The sequence below is a fragment of the Pseudomonas arsenicoxydans genome (assembly GCF_006438915.1).
GTDB classification, from domain to species: Bacteria; Pseudomonadota; Gammaproteobacteria; order Pseudomonadales; family Pseudomonadaceae; genus Aquipseudomonas; species Aquipseudomonas arsenicoxydans_A.
On record NZ_RCZE01000011.1, the window covers coordinates 245,653 to 266,416 of the forward strand.

24 protein-coding genes and 1 pseudogene are annotated in these 20,764 nt (G+C 61.3%); 11 read left to right on the forward strand and 14 right to left on the reverse strand.

Annotated elements, in window-relative coordinates; translation table 11 throughout:
* Positions 1-220: 220 nt before the first annotated feature.
* The 4 genes from EAH78_RS22890 (at position 221) to EAH78_RS22905 (ending at position 5,375) form a co-directional block, all read left to right on the forward strand.
* On the forward strand, positions 221-463 hold the full coding sequence (locus EAH78_RS22890; protein ID WP_007894317.1) for an exodeoxyribonuclease VII small subunit: 243 nt from the start codon (positions 221-223) through the stop codon (positions 461-463).
* Entirely contained in the window at positions 460-1,347 is an 888-nt protein-coding gene (gene ispA, locus EAH78_RS22895) for a (2E,6E)-farnesyl diphosphate synthase (RefSeq protein ID WP_140669551.1), read from the forward strand. Before EAH78_RS22890 ends, ispA begins: the two co-directional genes overlap by 4 nt.
* Before the next feature lie 92 nt (positions 1,348-1,439).
* On the forward strand, positions 1,440-3,338 hold the full coding sequence (dxs, locus tag EAH78_RS22900; RefSeq protein ID WP_140669552.1) for a 1-deoxy-D-xylulose-5-phosphate synthase: 1,899 nt from the start codon (positions 1,440-1,442) through the stop codon (positions 3,336-3,338).
* Between the two features lie 153 nt (positions 3,339-3,491).
* Positions 3,492-5,375 (forward strand): TonB-dependent receptor domain-containing protein, encoded by a 1,884-nt coding sequence (locus tag EAH78_RS22905; protein WP_140669553.1) that lies wholly within the window; start codon positions 3,492-3,494, stop codon positions 5,373-5,375.
* Between the two features lie 120 nt (positions 5,376-5,495).
* On the opposite strand, the gene EAH78_RS22910 is transcribed toward EAH78_RS22905, so the two are convergent.
* The 12 genes from EAH78_RS22910 to nrdR all read right to left on the reverse strand — a co-directional run bounded on the left by EAH78_RS22910 (position 5,496) and on the right by nrdR (position 14,297).
* The gene (locus EAH78_RS22910; protein ID WP_140669554.1) at positions 5,496-6,296 is read right to left on the reverse strand and encodes a cobalamin-binding protein; all 801 of its coding nucleotides are present in this window, start codon (positions 6,294-6,296) and stop codon (positions 5,496-5,498) included.
* Positions 6,296-6,715: an MFS transporter gene (locus EAH78_RS22915; protein WP_140669555.1), complete on the reverse strand. Its 420-nt coding sequence runs from the start codon at positions 6,713-6,715 to the stop codon at positions 6,296-6,298. The genes EAH78_RS22910 and EAH78_RS22915 overlap by 1 nt, the downstream gene beginning before the upstream one ends.
* Positions 6,712-7,329 carry a GTP cyclohydrolase II gene (ribA, locus tag EAH78_RS22920; RefSeq protein ID WP_027924335.1) on the reverse strand — a complete coding sequence of 206 codons (618 nt, stop codon included), beginning with the start codon at positions 7,327-7,329 and terminating at the stop codon, positions 6,712-6,714. The genes EAH78_RS22915 and ribA overlap by 4 nt, the downstream gene beginning before the upstream one ends.
* A 236-nt stretch (positions 7,330-7,565) precedes the next feature.
* On the reverse strand, positions 7,566-8,294 hold the full coding sequence (locus EAH78_RS22925) for a substrate-binding periplasmic protein (protein WP_140669556.1): 729 nt from the start codon (positions 8,292-8,294) through the stop codon (positions 7,566-7,568).
* A gap of 21 nt (positions 8,295-8,315) precedes the next feature.
* Complete coding sequence (locus EAH78_RS22930) at positions 8,316-8,819, reverse strand: phosphatidylglycerophosphatase A family protein (RefSeq protein WP_123433385.1); 504 nt, start codon at positions 8,817-8,819, stop codon at positions 8,316-8,318.
* Positions 8,816-9,781, reverse strand: coding sequence for a thiamine-phosphate kinase (gene thiL / locus EAH78_RS22935; RefSeq protein ID WP_140669557.1), 966 nt, complete (start codon positions 9,779-9,781; stop codon positions 8,816-8,818). The genes EAH78_RS22930 and thiL overlap by 4 nt, the downstream gene beginning before the upstream one ends.
* Before the next feature lie 21 nt (positions 9,782-9,802).
* Positions 9,803-10,303 carry a transcription antitermination factor NusB gene (nusB, locus tag EAH78_RS22940; protein ID WP_123433383.1) on the reverse strand — a complete coding sequence of 167 codons (501 nt, stop codon included), beginning with the start codon at positions 10,301-10,303 and terminating at the stop codon, positions 9,803-9,805.
* Positions 10,300-10,776, reverse strand: a complete 477-nt coding sequence (gene ribH / locus EAH78_RS22945) for a 6,7-dimethyl-8-ribityllumazine synthase (RefSeq protein ID WP_003185938.1) — start codon at positions 10,774-10,776, stop codon at positions 10,300-10,302. Before ribH ends, nusB begins: the two co-directional genes overlap by 4 nt.
* 91 nt (positions 10,777-10,867) lie before the next feature.
* Complete coding sequence (gene ribBA, locus EAH78_RS22950; protein WP_007944233.1) at positions 10,868-11,959, reverse strand: bifunctional 3,4-dihydroxy-2-butanone-4-phosphate synthase/GTP cyclohydrolase II; 1,092 nt, start codon at positions 11,957-11,959, stop codon at positions 10,868-10,870.
* Positions 11,960-11,989: 30 nt separating this feature from the next.
* Positions 11,990-12,655: a riboflavin synthase gene (locus tag EAH78_RS22955; RefSeq protein WP_140669558.1), complete on the reverse strand. Its 666-nt coding sequence runs from the start codon at positions 12,653-12,655 to the stop codon at positions 11,990-11,992.
* A gap of 47 nt (positions 12,656-12,702) precedes the next feature.
* Complete coding sequence (gene ribD, locus EAH78_RS22960; protein WP_140669559.1) at positions 12,703-13,836, reverse strand: bifunctional diaminohydroxyphosphoribosylaminopyrimidine deaminase/5-amino-6-(5-phosphoribosylamino)uracil reductase RibD; 1,134 nt, start codon at positions 13,834-13,836, stop codon at positions 12,703-12,705.
* The gene (gene nrdR, locus EAH78_RS22965; protein WP_003228656.1) at positions 13,833-14,297 is read right to left on the reverse strand and encodes a transcriptional regulator NrdR; all 465 of its coding nucleotides are present in this window, start codon (positions 14,295-14,297) and stop codon (positions 13,833-13,835) included. Before nrdR ends, ribD begins: the two co-directional genes overlap by 4 nt.
* A gap of 127 nt (positions 14,298-14,424) precedes the next feature.
* Here nrdR and EAH78_RS22970 point away from each other — a divergent pair, with 127 nt between their 5' ends.
* The 3 genes from EAH78_RS22970 to trxA all read left to right on the forward strand — a co-directional run bounded on the left by EAH78_RS22970 (position 14,425) and on the right by trxA (position 16,612).
* Positions 14,425-14,889 (forward strand): YbaY family lipoprotein, encoded by a 465-nt coding sequence (locus EAH78_RS22970; protein ID WP_140669560.1) that lies wholly within the window; start codon positions 14,425-14,427, stop codon positions 14,887-14,889.
* The gene (locus EAH78_RS22975) at positions 14,886-15,542 is read left to right on the forward strand and encodes a class I SAM-dependent methyltransferase (RefSeq protein WP_140669561.1); all 657 of its coding nucleotides are present in this window, start codon (positions 14,886-14,888) and stop codon (positions 15,540-15,542) included. Before EAH78_RS22970 ends, EAH78_RS22975 begins: the two co-directional genes overlap by 4 nt.
* A gap of 197 nt (positions 15,543-15,739) precedes the next feature.
* Positions 15,740-16,612 (forward strand): thioredoxin, encoded by an 873-nt coding sequence (gene trxA / locus EAH78_RS22980; protein ID WP_140669562.1) that lies wholly within the window; start codon positions 15,740-15,742, stop codon positions 16,610-16,612.
* A 70-nt stretch (positions 16,613-16,682) separates the two neighbouring features.
* On the opposite strand, the gene EAH78_RS22985 is transcribed toward trxA, so the two are convergent.
* Positions 16,683-17,030 carry a hypothetical protein gene (locus EAH78_RS22985; RefSeq protein WP_140669563.1) on the reverse strand — a complete coding sequence of 116 codons (348 nt, stop codon included), beginning with the start codon at positions 17,028-17,030 and terminating at the stop codon, positions 16,683-16,685.
* Between the two features lie 135 nt (positions 17,031-17,165).
* Between EAH78_RS22985 and EAH78_RS22990 the strand changes: the two genes are divergently transcribed.
* The 4 genes from EAH78_RS22990 to EAH78_RS23005 all read left to right on the forward strand — a co-directional run bounded on the left by EAH78_RS22990 (position 17,166) and on the right by EAH78_RS23005 (position 20,388).
* Positions 17,166-17,744, forward strand: a complete 579-nt coding sequence (locus tag EAH78_RS22990) for a DUF2796 domain-containing protein (protein ID WP_140669564.1) — start codon at positions 17,166-17,168, stop codon at positions 17,742-17,744.
* Positions 17,745-17,880: 136 nt separating this feature from the next.
* Positions 17,881-18,591 (forward strand): ABC transporter ATP-binding protein, encoded by a 711-nt coding sequence (locus tag EAH78_RS22995; RefSeq protein ID WP_140669565.1) that lies wholly within the window; start codon positions 17,881-17,883, stop codon positions 18,589-18,591.
* Between the two features lies 1 nt (position 18,592).
* Positions 18,593-19,858, forward strand: coding sequence for an ABC transporter permease (locus tag EAH78_RS23000; RefSeq protein ID WP_140669566.1), 1,266 nt, complete (start codon positions 18,593-18,595; stop codon positions 19,856-19,858).
* An 11-nt stretch (positions 19,859-19,869) separates the two neighbouring features.
* Positions 19,870-20,388, forward strand: a complete 519-nt coding sequence (locus tag EAH78_RS23005; protein ID WP_140669567.1) for a DUF3299 domain-containing protein — start codon at positions 19,870-19,872, stop codon at positions 20,386-20,388.
* A 191-nt stretch (positions 20,389-20,579) separates the two neighbouring features.
* On the opposite strand, the pseudogene EAH78_RS32465 reads toward EAH78_RS23005, so the two are convergent.
* Positions 20,580-20,764: pseudogene (locus EAH78_RS32465) on the reverse strand (IS110 family transposase); the annotation flags it as partial.

Genomic DNA, 20,764 nt, shown 5'->3' on the forward strand with positions numbered 1-20,764 from the left:
ACCCCAAATCCAGACACCGCATGTCTTCAGGCATACCGCATTCAGCGATTTGCGACTGCTTCGCAGCCGAACGGGGCGATGCGGCGGTCCGACAAGCCCCCTCGCCACAGAGACGGTGCTCACGCCTGCAACTCACTGGCCGAAATGCCCGGCTCATTTGCCCATAACCCCCATGTCTGCTAGTGTCGCGCCGGTTTAACGTCAACCGGAAATAGCCGCCATGGCCCGCAAAAAAGCTGCACTGGATTTCGAACAATCTCTCGCTGACCTGCAAACGCTGGTGGAGCGTCTGGAGAACGGCGAACTGTCGCTGGAAGACTCGCTGACCGCTTTCGAGCAAGGCATCGGTCTGACCCGTGATTGCCAGGCGGCGCTGGCCCAGGCCGAGCAAAAGGTTCAAGTGCTGCTCGAGCGTGATGGCGAGTTGGCCGAGGAACCCTTCGACGCGGATCAGCCAGAATGATTGCAGCGTATTCGGCGACCAGTCAGGCCCGTGTCAACGCGGCACTGGAGACCCTGTTCAACGCACCGAGCCCTGAGTTGGCGCGTCTGTACGAAGCCATGCGCTACAGCGTGATGAATGGCGGCAAACGCGTACGTCCATTGCTGGCTTACGCAGCCTGCGAAGCGCTGGGCGGCAAGGCCGAGCAAGCCAACGGCGCGGCCTGCGCGGTGGAGCTGATTCACGCGTATTCCCTGGTGCACGACGACTTGCCGGCCATGGACGACGACGATCTGCGTCGCGGTCAGCCGACGACGCACAAAAAATTCGATGAAGCCTGCGCCATCCTCGCCGGTGACGGCTTGCAGAGCCTGGCGTTCAGCGCCCTGCTCGACCCGAGTCTGAACGGGGCGGACGCCGAGATCCGCCTGCAGATGGTCAGCGCCCTGGCCGTTGCGGCAGGCCCGGCGGGCATGGTCGGCGGTCAAGCCATCGACCTCGGTTCGGTCGGCCTCAAGCTCGATCAAAAAGCCCTTGAGTACATGCACCGGCACAAGACCGGCGCGCTGATTGAAGTCAGCGTCAAACTCGGCGCCCTGGCCAGCGGCCGCGCGGAGAAGGACGAGCTGAAGGCGTTGCAGACCTATGCACGGGCCATCGGCCTGGCGTTTCAGGTGCAGGACGACATTCTCGACGTTGAAAGCGATACCGAAACCCTCGGCAAACGCCAGGGTGCCGACATCGCTCGCGACAAACCGACCTACCCGGCCCTGCTCGGCCTCGACGCGGCCAAGGCTTACGCCCTGGAACTGCGCGATCAGGCCCTGCACGCGCTGCGACCGTTTGACGCGGCCGCCGAGCCCTTGCGCGACCTCGCCCGCTACATCGTCGACCGGCGTAGCTGACAGCGTATCGGCCAAGTTAAAAGCAACGCGTGGGCAGGGGACGATGCATCAGGTAAACTGCCGCATCTTTTATACCTATAACGATTCGCCTGATGCCCACGACGTTTCATGAGATTCCCCGCAAGCGCCCGACCACGCCCCTGCTCGACCGTGCCAACACGCCGGACGGCCTGCGCCGGTTAGGCGAAGCCGAGCTGGAAACCCTGGCCGATGAGTTGCGCCTGGAATTGCTCTACACGGTCGGTCAGACCGGCGGGCATTTCGGTGCCGGCCTGGGCGTCATCGAGCTGACCATCGCGTTGCATTACGTTTTCGACACCCCGGACGACCGGCTGGTGTGGGACGTGGGTCATCAGGCTTATCCGCACAAAATCCTCACCGGCCGTCGCGAGCGCATGGGCACCCTGCGCCAGAAGGACGGCGTCGCCGCCTTCCCGCGCCGTTCCGAGAGCGAGTACGACACCTTTGGCGTCGGCCACTCCAGCACCTCGATCAGCGCTGCGCTGGGCATGGCCATTGCCGCCCGCCTGCAAAACAGTGATCGCAAGGCGATTGCCGTGATCGGCGACGGCGCGTTGACCGCCGGCATGGCCTTCGAGGCGCTGAACCACGCGCCGGAAGTGAACGCCAACATGCTGGTGATCCTCAACGACAACGACATGTCGATCTCGCGCAACGTCGGTGGTCTGTCGAATTACCTGGCGAAGATCCTTTCCAGCCGCACGTACGCCAGCATGCGTGAAGGCAGCAAAAAGGTCCTGTCGCGCCTGCCCGGCGCCTGGGAAATCGCTCGTCGCACTGAAGAATACGCAAAAGGCATGCTGGTTCCCGGCACGCTGTTCGAAGAGTTGGGCTGGAATTACATCGGTCCTATCGACGGCCACGACCTGCCGACCTTGATCGCGACGTTGCGTAACATGCGTGACCTCAAAGGCCCGCAGTTCCTGCACGTCGTCACCAAGAAAGGCAAAGGCTTCGCCCCGGCGGAAGTCGACCCGATCGGTTACCACGCGATCACCAAGCTCGAACCGCTGGACGCACCGGCCGCCGCCCCGAAAAAGGCCAGCGGACCGAAGTATTCCGGTGTGTTCGGCGAATGGCTGTGCGACATGGCCGCGTCCGATCCGCGCCTGGTCGGGATTACACCGGCCATGAAGGAAGGCTCCGACCTGGTAGCGTTCAGCGAGCGTTTCCCACTGCGCTACTTCGACGTGGCGATTGCCGAGCAACACGCCGTGACCCTCGCCGCCGGCATGGCCTGCGAAGGCGCGAAACCAGTGGTGGCGATTTATTCGACGTTCCTGCAACGCGGCTACGACCAATTGATTCATGACGTCGCGGTGCAAAATCTCGACGTATTGTTCGCAATCGACCGCGCCGGGCTGGTGGGCGAAGACGGCCCGACACACGCGGGTAGCTTCGACCTGTCGTTCCTGCGCTGCATCCCCGGCATGCTGGTGATGACCCCGAGCGACGAAAACGAACTGCGCAAGATGCTCACCACCGGTCATCTGTACAACGGCCCGGCGGCGGTGCGTTACCCGCGCGGCGCGGGTCCAAATGCGACTATCGAGAAAGACCTGCAACCGATTGAAATCGGCAAAGGCATTGTTCGTCGTCAGGGCAGCAAAGTCGCTTTGCTGGTGTTCGGCGTACAACTGGCCGAAGCGCTGAAAGTCGCCGAGACGCTGGATGCGACGGTGGTCGATATGCGTTTCGTCAAACCGCTGGATGAAGCGCTGGTTCGCGAGATCGCCGCAAGTCATGAGCTACTGGTGACCGTCGAAGAAAACGCGATCATGGGCGGCGCCGGCGGCGCGGTCAGCGAATTCCTCGCCCGCGAGAACATCCTCAAGTCGGTACTGCACCTGGGCTTGCCAGACCTCTACGTCGAACACGCCAAGCCTGCGCAGATGCTGGCCGAGTGCGGGCTGGACGAGGCCGGGATCGAAGCGGCGGTGCGTGAGCGCCTGCAACTGCTGAACCTCTAAACCTCAGACTTATGCAAACCCCCTTGTGGGAGCGGGCTTGCTCGCGAATGCGGTAGATCAGTCGCCATCAATGTTGACTGACACACCGCATTCGCGAGCAAGCCCGCTCCCACATTTGATTTGTGCTTACCCCGAAATACCACGGACTTCCCGATGAAACTCTCCCCCCTCGCCCTGACGCTGACCCTGCTGCCGGCCGGCCAGTTGCTGGCCGACACCTTCGAACGCGATCAAGCGTTGAAACTGCCCGACGTGCTGATCACCGCCAACCGCCAGGTCGAAGCGCGCAACGACAGCAGCGCCGCCAACACAGTGTTCACCCGCGAAGACATCGACCGTCTGCAACCGAACAGCATCACCGACCTGCTCAACCGGGTGCCGGGCGTGCAAGTCGCGCAAACCGGTGGGCGCGGCAGTCTGCCGGGGGTTTACATCCGTGGCACCCAGTCGGCGCAGAGCCTGGTACTGGTTGATGGCCAGCGCATCGGCAATTCGACCTCGGGCGACAGCAACCTGCAGCACATCAACATCGAACAGGTCGAGCGCGTGGAAGTGTTGCGCGGCTCCCGTTCGGTGATTTATGGCAGCGATGCGATTGGCGGGGTGATTCAGATCTTCACCCGCCGTGGCGACGAGCAAGGTCTGCAACCACGGATGCACGTGGGGTTTGGCAGCAACCAGACCTGGGAGCGCAGCCTTGGCTTGTCCGGCGGTGATGAGAAAACCCGCTTCAACCTTGGCGCCAGCCTCAATGAAACCGCCGGGATCAATCGCACGCACGAGTCCTATCCCAGCGACAGCGATCATGATGAATACCGCAACCAATCGGTCAGTTTCAGCGTCAGCCACGCGCTCACCGATGACCTGGAAATCGGCGCCAATGTCCTGGATAACCGGGGAAAGAGCGAGTTCGATAATCCGTTCGGCCGCTTCGACACCACCACCTTCGAGTCTGTCCAGCAGCAGCCTTACAGTGATTTCGAGGTGAGCAGCGTCAGCAGCTATGTCGATGCGCGGGTTAACGATATCTGGAAGACTCGCGTCGAATTCGGCCACAGCGAAAACCGCGAGAAGACCCTCGACAAGCTCAGCGATGAACGCAGTGTCTTCAACACCTACCGCGACTCGGTGAACTGGCAGAACGACCTGACGCTCAACGACCGCAATAGCCTGCTTGTGGGCGGCGACTGGTACGAAGACCGAATCAACAGCAGCACAGCGTTCGATGAAGACAGCCGCTGGAACCGTGCAGCGTTTATCCAGCATCACTATCGGGCGGACAGTTTTTCCACTGAGCTGCGTCTTCGTCACGACGAGAATCAGCAGTTCGGTGGCCAGAACAGCTGGAGCGGCACCCTCACCTTGCCGGTGAACCCGGACAACGACGTGCTGCTGACCTACAGCGAAGGCTTTCGCGCACCAACCTTCAATGACTTGTACTACCCGGATTTCAGCAACCCGGACCTGAAACCTGAAACCTCGAAAAGCTATGAACTGCAATGGCGCAGCCAACTAACCGAAAACAGTCGCCTGGAAGCTTCGCTGTACCGTACCGACCTCGAAGACGCGATTATTTTTGGCAGCAACTCGCGGCCAGAGAACGTGGCGTCGGCACGGATCAACGGTTTCGAAACCGCCCTGAAACAGGAGCTGTTCGGCTGGCAGAGCAACCTTGGCGTGGCGATCATCGACCCGCGCGACCGCGATACTGGCCATACCCTGGCCCGTCGTGCACGAAGGACGTTGAGCCTGGATCTGGATCGACAATTTGATCGCCTGGGCCTCGGCGCCAGTTGGCAAGCGGTCAGCAGCAGCTATGACGACTTGAACAATCAACAGCCGCTGGGTGGCTATGCCTTGTTGGGGTTGCGCAGCAGCTGGGAGCTAGACCGTGAGATCAAGCTGGAGCTGAAGCTCGATAACCTGCTGGATAAAGGCTATAGCCGGGCGCTGTATAGCCATGATGGCAGTGAGTACGGGTATCGCGAGGAAGGTCGGGCGTTGATGGTTGGGGTGACCTGGACACCCGAAATCTGATCTGAAATTTGTGGTGATTGGGCCGGCCTCTTCGCGAGCAAGCCCGCTCCCACAGGGGTGTTGTGGCGCTCACAAATCCAATGTGGGAGCGGGCTTGCTCGCGAAGGCCGCACCTGGGTATCACTGGTCCGGTGCGATAAGCTGGCAAAGCTTGGCCGTCGCCTCGACCATCTGCCCACTCGGCCGTTCCAGCCCCTTGTCCGTCACCAGCAGCAATTGCCCCCGCGCCACCGCCGCCACCTGCGGCCACGCCTTCCACGCCTCGAGCTGCGCCTGATCACTGGCCAGAATCACCTCGGGATTACGCTGCAACACTGCCTCGACACTGACCTGCGGCGCCGGCAATGACTGGTCGGCAAACACGTTGCGCGCCCCACAGACTTCCAGCGCATCACTGATGATCTGCCCTCCACCCACGGTGTACAGCGGCCGATCCCAGACCTGATAAAACACCCGCAACGGCTCATCCCTTCGATAGCGCTGACGCAGGTTATCGAGTTTTTGCCGCAGGCCGGTAGCCAACGTCACGCCCCGTTCGGGCCGGCCGAGTTGCGTGGCGATGGCTTCGATTTGTGCCGCAAGTTGGTCGAGGGTGTGCGGTTCGGCGACGAACGTGGGAATGTTCAAGTGCTTGAGCTGCTCACGTTGAGCCGGGCCAACGCTGCCCGGCCAGAGCAGCAGCAAATCGGGTTTGAGACTGAGCAAACGCTCCATGTCCAACTGACCATAGCGGCCAACGGAAGGAAGGTCTTTGAGTTCGGCCGGACGCTCACCGGCATCCAGCACCCCGACCAGCAGGTCGGCTGAACCCAGTTCAACCACGATTTCAGAGAGAGACGGCGCGAGACTGACGACCCGTTCGACGGCCACCGCCGAGCCGCTGGCGGCCAACAGTAAAACCGCCAGCCAGGCCCGACGCATCAGCCGAGTTGACGCGGAATACGGTAGAGGTAGAACAGCACCGTGGTCGACAACGCCAGCAGCACCAACGGTACGGCTTCGAGGCCGACGAACACCGCCAGCGCACCAATCCAGGCCGGCAATGCAGCCGCCAGGAACGCGGTACGTCGCTTGGCGGCCAGGACGATCCAGGCGGCGGGTTCTTCAGGTGTATCGAGGGCTTTTTGCGTAGCGATCAGCGCGTGCTTGTAGCCACCGAAAAACTTCAGGCTGACAAACATCGACGCCACACCGACGATAAACAACGGCATCGCCAGCACCGGCAGAATCGCCTCGCCCTGGCCGAACACGCCATTGATCACGAACAGCGGCAACAAGGCCAGCGCCAGGTATTGCCACCAACTGAACGACAACCGCCGCCGAACCTGACCGCGGGTCACGCCCGATCCGCCTCGCCCTGATGCTCGTTGCCCATCATGTGGTCGAGCTTGCTGGCCTTGGTAGCCAAGTAGAGTTTGTTGTGCGGGTTGTGGCCGGTGTGCAGCGGCACGCGCTCGGCGACCACGATGCCCATGTCGGTCAAGGCTTTGACCTTGCGCGGGTTGTTGGTCATCAGGCGCAGGGATTTCACGCCCAGGTGCTCAAGCATCGGCAGGCACATGGCGTAATCACGCTGGTCGGCAGCAAAGCCCAGGCGCTCGTTGGCTTCAACGGTGTCGGCGCCGCCGTCCTGCAACTCATAGGCACGGATCTTATTCAGCAAGCCGATACCACGGCCTTCCTGACGCAAGTACAGCAACACGCCACGGCCTTCACGGGCGATGGCCTGCAACGCGGCTTCAAGTTGCGAGCCGCAGTCGCAACGCTGGCTGAACAAGGCATCGCCCGTCAGGCATTCGGAGTGCAACCGGCCGAGCACCGGGGCACCGTCGGCGAACTCACCCAGGCTCAGCACCACGTGCTCGCGCCCGTTTTCTTCATCGAGAAAGCCGTGCATGGTGAATTGCGCAAAAGGCGTTGGCAGCTTGGAAGCGGCGACGAAAACGACAGGCACCGGTGTGCTCCTGATCAATAAGTACTGGAGATTCGCAGACGCGGCATTGTAACAGCAGGTTCCTACAGACGCTTAGGCTGAATTGTGGGGCATAACGATCAAAATGTTAGATCTCAGCCCCACCCTGTCCCTGTAGGAGTGAGCCTGCTCGCGATAGCGGTGTCACAGCCCACATCTGTGTTGACTGACACGGCCTCATCGCGAGCAGGCTCACTCCTACAGGGGATCGGTGTCAGTCAATCGAACGGGTAAGGCTGTTTCCAGCGTTCGAAGATGGGTTTCAGTGCGCCGTTTTTTACCAACAGGTCCATGCGCTGGTCGAACAACGCCATCAACGTTCGGGCCTTGGGCGTATTGGCGAAGCACAGGTACAGCGGCAATTCAGCGATATGCGTGCGACGGAACTGGGCAGGATCCTTGGCCCGTTTGAGGACGTAATCGATCTCGGTCAGCGCGTCGATGTAATAGTCGGCGCGGTTGTGGGTCAGCATCGACAAAATACCGGTGCGCCGCACGACCTCGTTATAGCGCTGCACGTCAGGCAGGTACTTCTGGTACTCATAACCGCGAACCCAGGCCAGTCGATAGCTGCCGAGAGTCCGCGGGTTCGGTGCCGGATTACTGGCAAGGCCCAGGGCGTAGATGTGATCGGTATCGAAATACCAGCGTGGATAAAGCACCTCGCTGACTTCGTCACGATAGGAACCGACACAGGCATCCACTTCACCGCGCTGGGCCAGGCCCACGGCGCGGGTATAAGGTTCGGTGCGGATGTCCAGTTTGACTCCGGCCGGCTCGAAGATCGCCCGCAACACGTCCCAGCCCAGGCCATGCCCGTCAGCGGCGGTGTAGTCTTCCCATTCTTCGCTGGCCAGATGAATCACCGATGGCGTCGGCGCTGCTTCCCCCGCCAGGGCGAGGGAACAAACCATTGCGAAAAAAACCGCCAACCAGCGCCGAGCCATCCCAGTCCCCTGCTTCGCCCGTCAGGCGAAAATCCTTACCAGCCCTTGCATCGCCAACCATGCAAATACGCCGGCCAGCACGTCGTCGAGCATGATTCCGACGCCGCCATGCACATGCCGGTCGATCCAGCGAATCGGCCATGGCTTGAGAATGTCGAAGAAGCGGAACATCAGGAAACCCGCGAGCAACCAGTACCAACCTTCCGGCACCAACCACAAGGTGATCCACATCCCGACCATTTCGTCCCAGACGATGCCCTCGTGATCGTGCACGCGCAGATCGTCGGCTACTTTGCCGCACAGCCAGAAGCCGAACAGCATGGTGATGCCCAGCATCAGCCAGTAGGCCCAATCGGGCATCATTTGCCACAACGGGATGAAGGGTAGCGCAACTAAAGAACCCCAGGTGCCCGGCGCCTTTGGCAGGGTGCCCGAACCGAAACCGAACGCCAGGAAATGCCAGGGATTGCGCCAGACCGAAGGCGGTACGAACTCCGCCGGGACCTGTTTGGGATGATCTGTCACGGTGTCTCCCGAAAATGTTGATAGCCCCGGGTTTGCGGGGTGATGTCTTGTCCATCGGCATCCAGCAGCGATACGCCCAGCCCTGTCACGACACGTCCGACCACATGGATCGGCCAGCCGCTTGCCAGCAATGCCGGCAACTCGACGGACGGTAGAGTGAAGGCGAGTACATAATCGTCGCCGCCGCTGAGGGCTGCGGTTTCGGCAGCGGATTGACCGAGGAAGGCCACTAACGCGGCTGACACGGGCAGCTTACTCCGCTCAACCTGAATGCCGACCTTCGACGCCAGCGCGATGTGGCCGCAGTCGGCGAGCAGGCCGTCGGAGATGTCCAACGCCGAGGTCGCCTTGCCGCGCAACACCTGCCCCAACGCCAATTGCGGCTGTGGTGACCAATAATGCGCCAGCAGCAGCTCGGCGATGGCTGCGTCAGCGGTTCGCTGACCCAACACCAGTGGCAAAGCCCCCGCAGCATTGCCCAGCTCGCCGCCCACACACAGCAAATCGCCGGGCTGCGCGCCGCCGCGAGTCAGCGCCTGACCGGCCGGTACACGACCGAACACAGTCATGGTCAGGCTCAGCGGCCCACGGGTGGTATCGCCGCCCACCAATGCCACGCCGCAGCGTTGCGCCATGCGGTTCAAACCACGGGAATACGCCTCCAGCCAATCGGCGGTCACCGTCGGCAAGGTCAGGGCAAGGGTAAACGCAATGGGAGTGGCGCCCATGGCAGCCAGGTCACTGACCGCCACAGCCAGCGAGCGCTGACCGAGCAGAAACGGGTCGCAGGGGTCTGCGAAATGCACGCCGGCAACCAGCGTGTCAGTGGAAATGGCCAACTGTTCCCCGGGGGGAACAGCCAGCAAGGCGCAGTCATCGCCGATCCCGAGGGCAACGCCTTCGCCGCCTTGCGCACAGGGCGCGGCGGCGAAGAAATTGCGGATCAGCTCAAACTCGCCCATGCGGCAGCTATCAAGCGCAAATTAGCGCTTGAACGCCTTCACTTCAGCTTCACGCAGACGCGGGGCCAGCTTGTCGAGTACACCGTTGACGAACTTGTGGCCGTCGGTGGAACCGAAGACTTTCGCCAGCTCGATACCTTCGTTGATCACAACGCGGTAAGGAACGTCGACACGCTCGAGCAATTCCCAGGTGGACAGGCGCAGAACGGCCAGTTCAACCGGGTCCAGCTCGTCGATGGTGATGTCCAGGCATGGCGTCAGGGCTGCATCGATCTTGTCCTTCTGTGCCGGAACCCCGTGAAGGATTTCGCGGAAGTAGGCACCGTCGACATCACTGAAATCGTTATCGACCCGGAACTGCGCTTCGATCTCGTTCAAAGACTGCTTGGCCATGTGCCATTGGTACAGCGCCTGAGTCGCGAGCTGACGGGCTTCACGACGCTTGACGCTTTTCGATGGCTTGCCGGCATCCGCAGGCTTTGGATCGCGCGGGTTGAAACGATCGCTATCGTCGCTAATCACTTGGCCTCCAACTGCGCCAGCAGGCTGACCATTTCCAGAGCGGACAGGGCAGCTTCGGCACCTTTGTTACCGGCCTTGGTGCCGGAACGTTCGATGGCTTGCTCGATGGAATCAACGGTCAGCACGCCGAAAGCGACTGGAACGCCGAACTCCATGGACACCTGGGCCAGGCCCTTGGTGCATTCGCCTGCCACGTATTCGAAGTGCGGAGTGCCGCCACGAATGACCGCGCCCAGGGCGATGATTGCCGCGTACTCGCCTTTTTGAGCGACCTTCTGCGCAACCAGCGGAATTTCGAAGGCGCCAGGTGCGCGGATGATGGTGATGTCGCTTTCGCTCACGCCGTGGCGAACCAGGGCATCCACTGCACCGCTGACCAGACTTTCAACGACGAAGCTGTTGAAACGGCCCACTACCAAAGCGTAGCGGCCTTTAGGGGCGATGAAGGTACCTTCGATGGTCTTCAGGGTCATTCGTTAGATCTCTTAAAGAGCCGGGACGCGCTTTCTACGCGTCCCTCAGTGATTTGTTAGCCGCGAATCAAGGACTGGAAACAACCGGTCATTATTCGGAGGGCACGTATTCTACAACTTCCAGATCGAAACCGGATATCGCATTAAATTTCATTGGCGCACTCATCAGGCGCATTTTGCGTACGCCCAGGTCCCGAAGGATTTGCGAACCGGCACCGACAATGCTGTAGGTGGTCGGTTTTTTCACGGCCGCCTGGTCGGCAGTTTCGCGAATGTGCGCCAGCAATACATCGCCATCGAGCGGGTGACCAAGCAACAGCACCACACCGCTGCCGGCCTCGGCGACCGCAGCCATCGCGGCGCGCAGGCTCCAGCGGCCCGGTTGCTTGACCATCAGCAGGTCGCGCAACGGGTCCATGTTGTGCACGCGAACCAGCGTCGGTTCTTCGGCGCAGACAGTGCCCAGGGTCAGGGCCATGTGCACGTCGCCTTCCACGGAATCACGATAGGTCACCAGGTTGAATTGGCCCAGTTCGCTGTCCAGTGGCTGTTCGGCAATCCGCTGAACGGTACGTTCGTGGATCATCCGGTAGTGAATCAGGTCGGCGATGGTGCCGATCTTGATGTCGTGTTCGGCAGCGAACGCTTCCAGTTCGGCGCGACGGGACATGGTGCCGTCATCGTTCATCACTTCGCAGATCACACCGCTCGGCTCGAAACCGGCCATGCGCGCCAAGTCGCAAGCGGCTTCAGTGTGGCCAGCGCGGGCCAGGGTGCCGCCGGCCTGAGCCATCAGCGGGAAGATGTGGCCGGGGCTGACGATGTCTTCAGCCTTGGCGTCTTTCGCGGCGGCCGCTTGCACGGTGCGCGCACGGTCGGCGGCGGAAATGCCGGTGGTCACGCCTTCAGCCGCTTCGATCGACACGGTGAACTTGGTACCGAAGCCGGAACCGTTGCGTGGCGCCATCAAGGGCAGCTTCAGCAGTTCGCAGCGCTCGCGGCTCATCGGCATGCAGATCAGGCCACGGGCGTGCTTGGCCATGAAGTTGATGTGCTCGGGCTTGCAGCACTCGGCGGCCATGATCAGGTCGCCTTCGTTCTCGCGGTCTTCGTCATCCATGAGGATGACCATCTTGCCTTGGCGGATGTCTTCAACCAGTTCTTCGATGCTATTGAGCGCCACAAGGCACCCCCTTTCTTTGAAATTTGAGCTTCAGGATTTGAGGTAGCCGTTTTGGGCCAGAAAGCTTTCAGTAATGGTGCTGCCGGCAGTCGGCTCTGCAGCCTTGTCGCCCAGCAACAAACGCTCCAGATAACGCGCCAGCAAGTCGACTTCCAGGTTGACCCGGCGACCTGGCTGGTACGACGCCATGATGGTTTCGCTCAGGGTGTGCGGAATGATCGTCAGCATGAACTCGGCGCCATCGACCGCGTTCACGGTCAGGCTGGTACCGTCGACGGTGATCGAGCCTTTATGGGCGATGTACTTGGCCAGTTCTTTCGGGGCGCGGATGCGAAATTCCACGGCACGCGCGTTTTCGGTACGGGCAACCACTTCGCCCACGCCATCGACATGACCGCTGACCAGGTGCCCGCCGAGGCGAGTGGTCGGGGTCAGGGCTTTTTCCAGGTTCACCGGACTGCCGCTCTTGAGATCGTTCATGGCGGTGCAGTCGAGGGTTTCACGGCTGACGTCGGCGGCAAAGCCGTTGCCCGGCAGTTCAACCGCGGTCAGGCACACGCCGTTGACCGCGATGCTGTCGCCCAGTTTGACGTCGCTCAGGTCGAGCTTGCCGGTTTCTACGTGGACCCGCACATCACCGCCCTTTGGGGTCAATGCACGAATACTGCCGATGGATTCGATGATGCCGGTAAACATGAGGTTCTCCTCGAGAACAAAGCCAGCGCTGTAGCGATGGCCGGGAATTATACGCTCGCGGCTGGCGAAGGAATGGCAGTGACCCGCCAGTCATCGCCAACCGCGCGAATTTCGGTGATTTTGAGCTCGGGCGCATCTTTCATTTGCGCGAGCGGCCAATCGAGCAGCGGCCGCGCCGATGAACCAAGGAACTTGCCGGCAATGAAAATCTGGAATTCATCCACCAGGCCTTGCTGCGCGAAAGCACCGGCCAGGCGCGGCCCGGCTTCGACCAGCACCTCGTTGACGTCACGGGCGGCGAGCGCAACCAGCAATTGGCGCAGATCGACCTGACCGTCAACACCGGGCACGATCAGGCATTCCGGGCCATTGGCGTACTGCTCCTCTACCGCCACGCAAGTGGCGACCAACGCCGGGCCGGCCTTGAAGAAGGGTGCATTCAGCGGCACCCGCAGGCGGCCGTCGATCAACACACGCAGCGGCGGACGGCTCATGGCCAGAGCAGTTTGCTCCGCATCCAGGCCTAATTCGTCCGCGCGCACGGTCAACCGGGCGTTGTCCGCCAGCACCGTGTCGGCGCCGGTCAGCACCACGCTGGCCTGAGCACGCAGGCGTTGCACCGCCGAACGCGCGGCCGAGCCGGTGATCCATTGGCTTTCGCCACTGTCCATCGCGGTGCGACCGTCCAGGCTCATGGCCAACTTGACCCGCACGAATGGCAAGCCGTGCTCCATGCGCTTGAGAAAACCTTGATTGAGCTTGCGCGCTTCGCCTTCCAGCACGCCACTTTCGGTAGCAATCCCGGCCTGAGCCAGTCGTTGCATGCCACGTCCGGCAACCGACGGGTTCGGGTCCTGCATCGCCGCAACGACACGGGCGACTCCGGCATTCACCAGCGCATCGGCGCAGGGCGGCGTGCGGCCGTGGTGGCTGCACGGTTCCAGCGTCACATAGGCGGTGGCGCCTCGGGCCTTGTCGCCCCCGGCGCGCAGGGCATGGACTTCGGCATGCGGCTCGCCGGCGCGCACGTGCCAGCCTTCGCCGACAATCTGCCCGTCCCGCACAATCACGCAGCCCACCCGAGGGTTGGGGTGGGTCGTGTAATGGCCTTTGCGCGCCAGTTCCAGCGCGCGGGCCATGTAATGGGCGTCGAGGACGGCGTGTTCCGCGGGCGTATTCATTCTTTCACCGGCTCACGGGCCAGGCGATCGATCTCTTCGCGGAACTCGTTGAGGTCCTGGAAGCGGCGATACACCGAAGCGAAACGGATATAGGCGACTTCATCGAGCTTCTGCAGCTCGGCCATCACCAGTTCACCGACCACGAGGGATTTGACCTCTCGCTCACCGGTGGCGCGCAGTTTGTGTTTGATGTGAACCAGCGACGACTCGAGGCGTTCGACACTCACCGGGCGCTTTTCCAGCGCACGCTGCATGCCGGCACGCAGTTTTTCTTCGTCGAAGGGCTGACGGCTGCCGTCGGTTTTGATCAGGCGCGGCAACACCAGTTCGGCGGTCTCGAACGTCGTGAAACGCTCGCCGCAGGCCAGGCATTCACGCCGGCGGCGCACCTGTTCGCCCTCGGCGACCAGACGCGAGTCGATGACCTTGGTGTCGTTGGCACCGCAGAAGGGACAGTGCATGGTGGCAGGCAACAAAAAAAGGGAGGGCCATGGTAGCGCATCCCGGTGGCAAGACAAGCCATAGGGTTTGCGGTATACAGACGGCTATAGTGCTTGATCCATGGATTTCACCTTGCTGGAGCCGTAAATGTCCTTAAGACCGCTCGTTTTGCTCAGTCTTTTCAGCCTGCTGGTGGCCTGTGGCAGCGATGCGCCCAAGCCCCAGCCGCCGACGCCCGGGCCCGCCCCGCAGGCTGCGCAGAAAAAAGCCCAGGAGTCGGCCAATCTTGGGCCGCTGCCCGCGTACCAGCGTGAATTGAGTGGCGCCTTGCAAGGCGTGCCGGCTGGCGCCGAGGTCGAACTGGCGCTGCTGGTGATCGACGAAAAAGATCGCCCACAACAATTGCTCGCCAGTTCCACCTTGATCGGCACTAATCAAGTGCTGCCGTTTCACCTGCGCTTCAACCCGGAATCGTTCCCGAACGGTGCCCGCGTTGAACTGCGCGGCCGCGCCAGCCAGTCCGGCCAGCTGATTTTGCATCTGCCGTCGCAAGTCATCTCCCAGCCCACCACGCAGGCCCTGGGTCAGCTGCAATTCGTCAAAGCGCCATGATTGCACCGCTCGACCTGCAACAAGCCTTGGGTGAACTGCTCGGTGATGCGCAGCTGGTGCCTGTCGCATTGCCCGAGACCGACCTGAAACTCTGGCTGATCGACGGCGATAAGATGGACCGCGCCTTCAGCCCCGAAGAAACCCGACGAATTCTGCATGAACCGCCCTACTGGAGTTTCTGCTGGGCCAGTGGCCTGGCGGTGGCGCGTTATCTCGCCGAATTCCCGGAGTGGGTCAAAGGTAAACGGGTGCTGGATTTCGGTGCCGGTTCGGGTGTGGCGGGAATAGCCGCGGTGAAGGCCGGCGCGCTGGAAGTGGTGGCCTGTGACCTCGACCCGCTGGCGATTGCCTCGTGTCGGGCGAATGCCGAACTCAATGACGTCCAGCTCAACTACTCGACCGATTTTTTCGCCGAGGCGGACCGATTTGATCTGATCCTGGTTGCCGACGTGCTCTACGACCGGGCGAACCTGCCGTTGCTTGATGAATTTTTGACCCGAGGTAAAGAGGCATTGGTGGCGGATTCGCGTGTGAGGGATTTCCGCCATCCGTTGTACCAGCGCATTGAAATGCTGGAAGCGATGACCTTGCCGGATCTGGCTGAGCCTGAAGAGTTTCGGCATGTGAGCCTCTATCATGCGCGGCGCGGCTAAAAGCTTCGCGAGCAAGCCCGCTCCCACATTGGCTCTGCGGCGCACCGAACTTTTGTGGTCGACACAAAACAAGTGTGGGAGCGGGCTTGCTCGCGAAGGCGTCCTGTCAGACAACACATCCCTAACCACCACCCCGCTTTCAGCCGTACCCCGCCAAGCCGTATAGTTGCCCCATCCACGCTTCCAAGAGATCCCCCATGAGTCAGGAAACGCCGTACATCTTCGACGCCACGACTGCTGATTTCGACCAGTCGGTGATCGAGAACTCTTTCCACAAACCGGTGCTGGTGGATTTCTGGGCCGAATGGTGTGCGCCCTGCAAAGTGCTGATGCCCTTGCTGCAGACCATCGCCGAGAGTTATCAGGGCGAGTTGCTGCTGGCCAAGGTCAACTGCGACCTGGAACAAGACATCGTCGCCCGTTTCGGGATTCGCAGCCTGCCGACCGTGGTGCTGTTCAAGGACGGTCAACCGGTCGACGGCTTTGCCGGTGCGCAACCGGAATCCGCTGTTCGAGCGATGCTTGAGCCGCACGTTCAAATGCCGCCACCGGCCGCCGCCGACCCGTTCGAGCAGGCTCAGGCACTGTTTGACGAAAGTCGTTTTGCCGACGCCGAAGCCATTCTCAAAGTGCTGTTGGGCGAGGACAACACCAACGCCAAGGCGCTGATCCTTTACGCCCGCTGCCTCACCGAACGCGGCGAGTTGGGTGAAGCGCAAACAGTGCTCGACGCGGTCAAGAGCGATGAACACAAAGCAGCTTTGGCCGGCGCCAAGGCGCAGATCCAGTTTCTCGGTCAGGCCAAGGATTTGCCGGATGCGGCAGACCTGAAAGCGCGCTTGGCGAAAGACCCGCAGGACGATGAAGCGGTGTATCAACTGGCGATTCAGCAGCTGGCTCGCCAGCAATACGATGCGGCGCTGGATGCGTTGCTCAAGCTGTTCATCCGCAATCGCAGCTACAGCGAAGGTTTGCCGCACAAGACCTTGCTGCAGGTGTTCGAACTGTTGGGCAATGACCATCCGCTGGTGACCACGTACCGCCGCAAGCTGTTTGCTGCGCTGTACTAAGCCACCTTGTAGAAGCACGGCTTGCCGGCGATGGCGTCTCTGAAATCGCCATCGCTAGCAAGCTATGCTCCTACGCCGGTTCGATCCAGCTGTAGAGCGGCGTATCCCCGCTGCTCGACACTTTCACATCGGCGCAATGGCGCAAGCGCACCAACAGGCGTTTGCCCGACGCCGCGCTGCCCGTCAGCCCTTCCAGCTGATCGAGCAAATCCGGCCCGCTCAATTGCCCGGCCTGGCGCAGCAGGTCCTTGGCGATCTGCCACAGCGCCTCATCCTGAGTCACCGGTTTGGCCGGGGCGACACTGGCCTCGGGCTTGCTTACTTGCAACTGCGCGCCGAGCTTTGCCCAGTCGCCGTCATCCATCTCCAGCGTCAAATCCACCGGCCAGTCGCCGATGCTTCCGCGAATTCGCAACATAGCTCTGCTCCTGCACATTTCTGACTTGCATGCTCCCATGGGACTTGTGCAACGCCAAGCAGGCGGTCAAACTCTCCGCACTTACGTTATAAGATTACATAACAAACTCTTCACTTTACTTTCCGGAGCCCCGCCATGCGTCGTCTGCTGCTCGCTTTGCCGTTTGCCTTGTTGCCGTTGGCCGTCGCCCACGCTGCCGATGAACATGATCATGAGCACGGCAGCCTCGGCGCCCACGAACATGGCGTCGGCCGCTTGAACGCAGCGCTGGACGGCCAGACTCTGGAGCTGGAACTGGAAAGCCCGGCGATGAACCTGGTGGGTTTCGAACACGCCGCCACCACGGATGCCGACAAAGCCAAGGTCGCCGCCACCCGCGCGCTGCTGGAGAAACCGCAGGCGTTGTTCAATCTGCCGAAAGCCGCTGGTTGCGTAGTTGCCATGCAGGAACTGGAAAGCCCGCTGTTCGGTGACAAGCCGGACGCCGACCATGATCACGATGAAGAGGCCAAAGACGAACATCATCACGACCACAGCGAAATCCACGCGCACTATCAATTCACCTGCGCAGCGCCCGGTGCACTGAAAACCCTGGACCTGGCGAACATTTTCAACACGTTCCCGGCCACCCAGAAAATTCAGGTACAACTGATCGGCCCGAGCGGGCAGCAAGGCGTTGAAGTGACCGCCAAGGCGGCCGCCCTTAAATTCTGAGTTCACCAAAGATCCAATGTGGGAGCGGGCTTGCTCGCGAAGAGGCCGTCACATTCAACAGAAATGTTGCCTGTCACACCGCCTTCGCGAGCAAGCCCGCTCCCACAGGGTTCACCTATCACCTGACCGGTTTCACATGACCCAAGCACTCATCGAACTGTCCGACCTGGGCTTCAGCTGGCCCGGTCACCCGCCGTTGCTGGACATCCCGGCGTTTCGCCTGGAGCCCGGCGAAACCCTGTTCCTCAAAGGCCCCAGCGGCAGTGGCAAAACCACCCTGCTCGGCCTGCTCGGTGGCGTGCAGAAGCCGGATCGCGGCAGCATTCGCCTGCTTGGCCAGGAACTGACGGAACTCGGTGCCGGCGCGCGCGACCGTTTCCGCGTCGACCACACCGGCTACATCTTCCAGCAGTTCAACCTGCTGCCGTTCCTGTCGGTACGCGAGAACGTCGAACTGCCCTGCCACTTCTCCAAGTTGCGCGCCGAACGGGCGAAGCAGCGCCACGGCAGCGTCGATCAAGCCGCGGCCACCCTCCTCGCCCACTTGGGTTTGAAGGATGAAAGCATCCTCGGCCGTCGCGCCGACTCGTTGTCCATCGGCCAGCAACAACGCGTGGCCGCCGCGCGCGCCCTGATCGGCCAGCCGGAATTGGTCATCGCCGATGAACCGACGTCGGCGCTGGACTACGACGCTCGGGAAAACTTCATTAGATTGCTGTTCGCCGAATGCCGGGAAGCCGGGTCGAGTCTGTTGTTTGTCAGCCACGACCAGAGCCTGGCGCCGCTGTTTGATCGCAACCTGTCGCTGGCCGAGCTCAATCGCGCCGCCAACCCGTCCGAGGTCTGAGATGTATTTGTTTCGTCTAGCCATGGCCAGTCTGGCTAACCGGCGCTTCACCGCGATCCTCACTGCATTCGCCATCGCCCTGTCGGTGTGCCTGCTGTTGGCGGTAGAACGGGTGCGCACCGAAGCCAAAGCCAGTTTCGCCAGCACCATTAGCGGCACCGACCTGATCGTCGGCGCGCGTTCGGGTTCGGTGAACCTGTTGCTCTACTCCGTGTTCCGGATCGGCAACGCCACCAACAACATCCGCTGGGACAGCTTCGAACACTTCGCCAACAACCCGAAAGTGAAGTGGGCGATCCCGATGTCCCTTGGCGACTCCCATCGCGGTTATCGAGTGATGGGCACCACCGAGGCGTACTTCGAGCATTACCAGTACGGCCATCAGCAACACCTTGAACTGGCCGACGGCCGTGCCTTCGCCACCGATCCGTTTGAAGTGGTGCTCGGTGCGGAAGTCGCCGATGCGTTGCATTACAAACTTGGCGACAAACTGGTGCTGGCCCACGGCGTGGCGGTGATCAGCCTGGTCAAGCACGACGATAAACCGTTCACCGTGGTCGGCATTCTCAAGCGAACCGGTACCCCGGTGGACCGCACGCTGCACATCAGCCTCGGCGGCATGGAAGCGATTCACATCGACTGGCACAACGGCGTTCCGGCCAGGGGCGAAGGTCGGATCAGCGCCGATCAGGCGCGCAACATGGACCTCACGCCGCAAGCGATCACCGCGTTCATGCTCGGTCTCAACAGCAAGATTTCGACGTTCGCAGTGCAACGCGAAATCAATGAATTCCGTGGCGAGCCGATGCTGGCGATCCTGCCGGGCGTGGCGCTTCAAGAGCTGTGGAGCCTGATGAGCACGGCGGAAAAAGCCTTGTTCGTGGTCTCGCTGTTTGTGGTGCTGACCGGGTTGATCGGCATGCTCACAGCGATTCTCACCAGCCTCAACGAACGTCGCCGGGAGATGGCGATTCTGCGTTCGGTAGGCGCCCGGCCATGGCACATCGCGACGTTGCTGGTGCTGGAAGCGTTCGCCCTTGCGCTGTCCGGAGTAATTGCCGGTGTGGCGCTACTGTACGTGTGCATCGCCGCCGCCCAGGGTTACGTGCAAGCCAATTACGGCTTGTACCTGCCGCTGGCGTGGCCGAGCGAGTATGAATGGACGCTGCTCGGTGGCATCCTGATCGCCGCTTTGCTGATGGGCAGCGTGCCGGCCTGGCGCGCGTATCGCCAATCATTGGCCGATGGCCTGTCGATCCGACTATGAGGACGTTGAACATGCCCCGCGCCATCCTTGCGCTGCTGATGCTGGTCGCCTTGCCCCTGTGGGCGGCCGAGCCGAAAGACCTGACCTGGTCAGAAATGATCCCGCCGGACGCCGCGCCAGAAGTGCCGAACATGACGCCGCTGCACGACTTGTCGCAGATGAGCAGCACGCTGGCGGCCGAGTCGGCACCCGCCGCCAAACAGGACATGCCGAATGCGCCGGTGGTGAAAAGCCTGGATGGCCAAAACATTCGCCTGCCGGGCTACATCGTGCCGCTGGAAGTGAGTGAGGACGGACGGACCACGGATTTTCTGCTGGTGCCATATTTCGGCGCCTGCATCCACGTGCCACCGCCGCCGTCGAACCAGATCGTGCATGTGAAAAGCGAAGTCGGCGTGAAGCTGGATGAGCTGTATCAACCGTACTGGATCGAGGGGGCGATGCAGGTGAAGGCGTCGACCAGCGAGCTGGCGGATGCCGGGTATCAGATGGAGGCGGACAAGATTTATGTGTATGAACTGCCGGAGTGAAACCGGTAGTCATGTGGTGTTTGTTCTATAGCCTTCGCGAGCAAGCCCGCTCCCACATTCGTGTTGCGTTAATGCACAAATCAAATGTGGGAGCAACTGTCTTGATGACTTTATTTTTAAGGCTTATCGGAAGACAGCTGAACTCCCACGGCTCCAGGCCATGCAAATTCCTTACAAAACACGCAGCCTGTTTAGGCTGCCTGTTCTCGCCACTCAGTTTTCTCTCGAATCATGGCATTCAGCCGTATCAACAACACTCGCATGCAGGCGATCAGCGCTACTTTGGCGCATTTACCTTTCTGGCGTAATGCTTGATACCGAGCCTTGAACTCAGGCTGTCGCCGGATCACCACCCAACAGGCCATGTACATCGCGC

Excerpts from the sequence above, each read along its gene's own strand:
- ispA (WP_140669551.1), top strand. The coding sequence starts at position 460 with ATGATTGCAGCGTATTCGGCGACCAGTCAGGCCCGTGTCAACGCGGCA.
- EAH78_RS23000 (WP_140669566.1), top strand. The coding sequence starts at position 18,593 with ATGTATTTGTTTCGTCTAGCCATGGCCAGTCTGGCTAACCGGCGCTTC.
- ribH (WP_003185938.1), bottom strand. The coding sequence starts at position 10,776 with ATGACCCTGAAGACCATCGAAGGTACCTTCATCGCCCCTAAAGGCCGC.
- EAH78_RS22970 (WP_140669560.1), top strand. The coding sequence starts at position 14,425 with ATGTCCTTAAGACCGCTCGTTTTGCTCAGTCTTTTCAGCCTGCTGGTG.
- ribD (WP_140669559.1), bottom strand. The coding sequence starts at position 13,836 with ATGAATACGCCCGCGGAACACGCCGTCCTCGACGCCCATTACATGGCC.
- EAH78_RS23005 (WP_140669567.1), top strand. The coding sequence starts at position 19,870 with ATGCCCCGCGCCATCCTTGCGCTGCTGATGCTGGTCGCCTTGCCCCTG.
- thiL (WP_140669557.1), bottom strand. The coding sequence starts at position 9,781 with ATGGGCGAGTTTGAGCTGATCCGCAATTTCTTCGCCGCCGCGCCCTGT.
- dxs (WP_140669552.1), top strand. The coding sequence starts at position 1,440 with ATGCCCACGACGTTTCATGAGATTCCCCGCAAGCGCCCGACCACGCCC.
- EAH78_RS22890 (WP_007894317.1), top strand. The coding sequence starts at position 221 with ATGGCCCGCAAAAAAGCTGCACTGGATTTCGAACAATCTCTCGCTGAC.
- EAH78_RS22995 (WP_140669565.1), top strand. The coding sequence starts at position 17,881 with ATGACCCAAGCACTCATCGAACTGTCCGACCTGGGCTTCAGCTGGCCC.
- trxA (WP_140669562.1), top strand. The coding sequence starts at position 15,740 with ATGAGTCAGGAAACGCCGTACATCTTCGACGCCACGACTGCTGATTTC.
- EAH78_RS22955 (WP_140669558.1), bottom strand. The coding sequence starts at position 12,655 with ATGTTTACCGGCATCATCGAATCCATCGGCAGTATTCGTGCATTGACC.
- EAH78_RS22925 (WP_140669556.1), bottom strand. The coding sequence starts at position 8,294 with ATGGCTCGGCGCTGGTTGGCGGTTTTTTTCGCAATGGTTTGTTCCCTC.
- EAH78_RS22985 (WP_140669563.1), bottom strand. The coding sequence starts at position 17,030 with ATGTTGCGAATTCGCGGAAGCATCGGCGACTGGCCGGTGGATTTGACG.
- EAH78_RS22990 (WP_140669564.1), top strand. The coding sequence starts at position 17,166 with ATGCGTCGTCTGCTGCTCGCTTTGCCGTTTGCCTTGTTGCCGTTGGCC.
- nrdR (WP_003228656.1), bottom strand. The coding sequence starts at position 14,297 with ATGCACTGTCCCTTCTGCGGTGCCAACGACACCAAGGTCATCGACTCG.
- EAH78_RS22910 (WP_140669554.1), bottom strand. The coding sequence starts at position 6,296 with ATGCGTCGGGCCTGGCTGGCGGTTTTACTGTTGGCCGCCAGCGGCTCG.
- EAH78_RS22905 (WP_140669553.1), top strand. The coding sequence starts at position 3,492 with ATGAAACTCTCCCCCCTCGCCCTGACGCTGACCCTGCTGCCGGCCGGC.
- EAH78_RS22975 (WP_140669561.1), top strand. The coding sequence starts at position 14,886 with ATGATTGCACCGCTCGACCTGCAACAAGCCTTGGGTGAACTGCTCGGT.